Source organism: Corallococcus sp. CA049B (genome assembly GCF_003611685.1).
GTDB lineage: Bacteria > Myxococcota > Myxococcia > Myxococcales > Myxococcaceae > Corallococcus > Corallococcus coralloides.
In genome coordinates this window covers 1-4,045 of record NZ_RAWC01000376.1, presented here as the reverse complement: position 1 = coordinate 4,045, position 4,045 = coordinate 1, and the positions used below count along the sequence as shown (strand labels likewise).

2 protein-coding genes and 1 pseudogene are annotated in these 4,045 nt (G+C 73.5%); all 3 read right to left on the bottom strand.

Translation table 11 applies throughout. The annotated features are described in order from the left end of the window. A pseudogene (locus tag D7W82_RS40805) lies at positions 1–656 on the bottom strand (hypothetical protein); the annotation flags it as partial. A gap of 101 nt (positions 657–757) precedes the next feature. After that, positions 758–3,478, bottom strand: a complete 2,721-nt coding sequence (locus tag D7W82_RS38650; RefSeq protein WP_120623042.1) for a VIT domain-containing protein — start codon at positions 3,476–3,478, stop codon at positions 758–760. After that, complete coding sequence (locus D7W82_RS38645) at positions 3,475–3,963, bottom strand: MerR family transcriptional regulator (protein ID WP_120589137.1); 489 nt, start codon at positions 3,961–3,963, stop codon at positions 3,475–3,477. Before D7W82_RS38645 ends, D7W82_RS38650 begins: the two co-directional genes overlap by 4 nt. Positions 3,964–4,045: the final 82 nt, after the last annotated feature.

Here is a 4,045-nt window from a genome sequence, read left to right as displayed (position 1 = left end):
GTGAAGCCCAGCTCCCCCGCCATCACCGCCCCCGTGGAGCTGTCCCCGTCCAGGTCGAGCGAGCCAATGGACGCCAGGCCATACCCGAAGCCCCACACCGTGCCGGAGTTGATGGCCGCCGCCTGGCCCTGCGTCAGCCCGCTCCGGGTGGCGAGCAGCGAAATCGCCGCCCCCGCGCCGCCGCCCAGCAGCGACACCGCCACGTACGCGCGCCCGTCCTGACAGTTGGAGATTTCGCACAGCAGGATGCCCTGGGTGATGCCGTGCAGCGTCTGCACGACGGTCAGCGACGCCCGGGCTCCCTTCGACGGTCCCTCCACGGACGTCTCTGGCTCCGCCACCACCGGCCTCGCCAGCGTGTCCTGTGCCAGCCGCGCGCCCGGCTCCAGCCGCGTCCGCGCCAGCCGCGCCAGCTCCGGTGCGTACGGATGCCCGGGACACACCCGCAGCACGCGCTCCAACAACTCCAGCGCCTGGGCATCCTGTCCGCGCACCAGCGCGTCGAAGCCCGCCGCGTAGTCGGACTCGGCGGCGCAGGCCTCCTCGCTCGCCACGAGCGGCGGCGCGGACACGGCGGGAGGGGCCGCGGCTCCCCGGGGCGAAGGACCGGGCTGCGCTGCGATGAGGACGGCCAGGACGAAGGGCGCGAGGACCATGCGAGCGCCCACCCTAGTCGACCCCCGCGGAAAGACGGGAGACCCGGGACCCCGGTCCTCCTGGAAGGGAGGCACGGGGCCCGGGTGACGCCACGCGGCGCCTACCGCGTCGCCAGCGTCTCCACGTGCTGGCGGAGCGCGGCCGTGTCCCCCAGCCGTCCGTCCAGGCCGGGAAGGGGCTTCGCGGCCTGCTCGATGCGGCCCCGCGTGCGCGGACCCGCCGCCACCAGCCACGCCACACCCAGCGCCAGCTCCGCCACGTCCGGCGCCTGGCCCAGCTGCGAGGCCAGCGCGAGCAGCGCGTCCACGGCCTTCTTCACCTGCGCGCCGTGCAGCGGGTGGCTGCTGGTGATGCCCTCGCGCAGGAGCACCAGGAGCACCCGCGCGGTGGCGCGCGCCTGGCGCACCGGCTCCGGCCCCTCACCCGTGCCGGCCCACAGCCCGTTCGCGAGCTGCTGGCCCAGGAGGCCGCCCACGTCCTCGGTGGGAATGGACGCATCCGCCACGGACAGCGGCAGGACCTCCTCCTGCTCGTAGAACACCTCCGCCTTCTGCTCGCGCCGGGCCTCCAGCTCCGGAGCGGACTCCAGGGTGCGGTCGGCGGCCTTGCGCGGCTTCGCGGCGGACATCAGCCGGTCGAAGAGGCCGCCCTTGTCCTTCTTCGCGTTCTTCGCGGACTCCTGCTCCATGGGCGCGGCCCTGCCTCCCATGGGCCCGGAGCCATCCGCGAACTCCGCCTGGAAGGAGGACCCGGTGGTGGGCTCCGGCCCCAGGTCGCGCGCGGGCGCGGGCGCGGGCGCGGCCATGCTCGGAGGCGGCGGGGGCACCGCGCCGCCCCGGGAACGGCCGACCCCTCCGGGCATCGCCGCGGGCGCGGGCATCGACTTCGAGGCCATCCGCCTCAGCGCGGGCCGCGGCGCCGGCGCGAGCGCGTCCACGAGTCCGCCCTCCGGCACGTGCTCGTCGTCCTCGCCCCGAGCGGCCTGGTTGAACATGCTCCAGCCCGCGGGCGCGTTCACCGGCACCACGCGCGTCTCCGGCGTGCCGGACGCGCGGCGGTCACCCTGGCGCTCCTCCACCACCACGAAGGACGTGTACCGCGTGGCCAGCTGGTGCTCGACGGCGAGCCGCACGATGCGCTCCTTCATCGCCTCCGCGCGCCGGCCCACCAGCCCCGCGTCCATCCAGCCCCGGATGCGCTCGGCGGCCCACAACTTCTCCACCACCGGCCGGTCCGACTGCGCGGGCAGCTCCAGCCGCACCGTGAGGGAGAAGGGCTCCCGGCCCGACTTCCCCTTCAGCGTCACGCTGCCCGTGCCCGCCTGCGCATAGCGCCCGAAGAGCGTCCACGGCGTGCCGTCCACCAGCGGCGGCAGCGTGGCCGGTGCCAGCTCGCTGGCCTCCACGCCGTCGAAGCGGACCTCCAGGTCGGTGACGCGCGGCGCGAGCGCCCGCGAGAACTGCGCCACCACCTTCTCGTCGATGCGCTCTCCCGGGTGGATGAACTCCACCGCGCCATCCGTGCGCCGCGCCAGGTCGCGCAGGAGCGCGTCGCTCACGTTGGTGCCGATGCCGAACGAGAACACCCGCCCCGCCCCGCGCGCCGCGAGCACCGCTTCGAGGATTTCATTCTCGTTGCCCACCTGGCCGTCCGTCAGCAGCACCACCACGCCGTCCGGCGCCGCCTTCATCGCGGTGACCATGGGCTCCAGCAGCTCCGTGCCGCCGTAGGCCTTGAGCCCCGCGACCCACGCGTCCGCCTGCTCCAGCGTGCGCTGGGTGAACGGCACCGTCTGCGCGGAGAAGGAGCGGAACGCGTTCTCGAACGCGATGACGTTGAAGCGGTCGCCTTCACGCAGGTGGCGCAGGCACAGCCGGAGCGCGGCCTGGGCCTGGGGCAGGCTGTCGCCGGACATGGAGCCGGACGTGTCCACCACGAACACCACCTCCTGCCGGGGCGGCGTCGTCGCCAGGTTCAGCAGGTCCGGCACCACCGTGAGCGCGAACGTGCCCGGCCCTTCCGCCTTCCGGTGGGTGACCACGGGCGTGAGCATCACGTCCGGGTTGGCGTTGCGCATCGTGAGCACCACGTCCCGGTCCAGCGCCACCTCGTTGCCCGCGAAGTTCTTGAGGAACGAATCGCGCTGCAGGCTCACCCGCGTGCGGGTGCCGTCCTTCGCGACGGTGATGCGGTGGGACGGGCTCTCCACCACCACGTCCCGGCCCACGTCGATGAGCAGGTCCATGCGCAGCCCGTAGTCCACGTTCAGGCTCGTGGGCGGGGTGATGCGGTCCGCGTCCGGCACCCGCGTCGTGGGGGCCGCGCTGCCGTGGCCGGTGCGGTCGCCGTGCACCGCGCCGGGGATGTACCGGGGCGCCACCAGCGTGGGCAGCATCCAGCGCACGCTGCCTTCCTCCGCGGTGAGCGTCTGCAGGAACTCCACCTCCACCAGCGTCTCCTCGCCCGGCAGCAGGTTGCCCACCTGCGCGGTGAAGACGTTGGCGCGCTCCTGGTCCAGCAGCGCCGCGCCGTGACCCTCGGTGATGGCGTCGTCGTAGGCGCGGAAGGCGGCCTCGCGCTCCTTCACCACGCCGGCCACGCGGCGGCCCGCGCACGTCATGGAGAAGGCGCTGAGCGTCGCGTCGGAGGGCAGGGGGAAGGTGTAGAGGGCCTCCACCGGCTTCTTCTCGTCGTTGCGGTAGCGCTGCGTCACGCGCACCCGCGCGTGCCCCCCGAGCAGCTCACCGGTGACTTCCACTCCCTGCAGGGGCACCTGGGCCCCCTCACGCGTGAACAGCCCACACTTCGCCTGCTCGTTCATGACAGCGTTCCTTCCTCGGACTCCTCGATGAGGGCGCGCACCCGCTCCGCCAGCGCCCGGACCTTCGCTTCCGCCTGCTCCGACACGTGCAACTCCAACCCCGGCGCCAGGAGCCAGCGCTGGTAACGCGCCACCTCCACCGTCGGGTCTTTTCCCGGCCGCTTCGGGGGCATCCGGGGGACGTCCTCCGGCACCGGCGGCGTCCCCGCGCCCACCGGCGTCTCCGCCAGCCGGCGCAGCTCCTCCGGCGACAGCCGCAAGAGCTCCGCCTGGATGGCGTCCAGTGGCAGGAACCGGGCCTGGAGCACCCGGATGGCCTTGAGCCGCACCCGGTGCTCCTCCCCGTAGACCGTGTCCGGCCCCTTGAAGGGCGGCGCGGGCAACAGGCCCCGCTGGACGTAATAGCGGACGGTGCGAGGCGAAACGCCCACCTCCTCCGCCAGCGCGGCCAGCTTCCACTCCGTCTGTGTCTTGGGCGTGCTCACGAACCTGACAGTAGGTTGTGACAGTTTGACTGTCAAGACGTCGGTGGCGATTCGTCAGCGGCGGTGTCGGGATGCGAGGGGT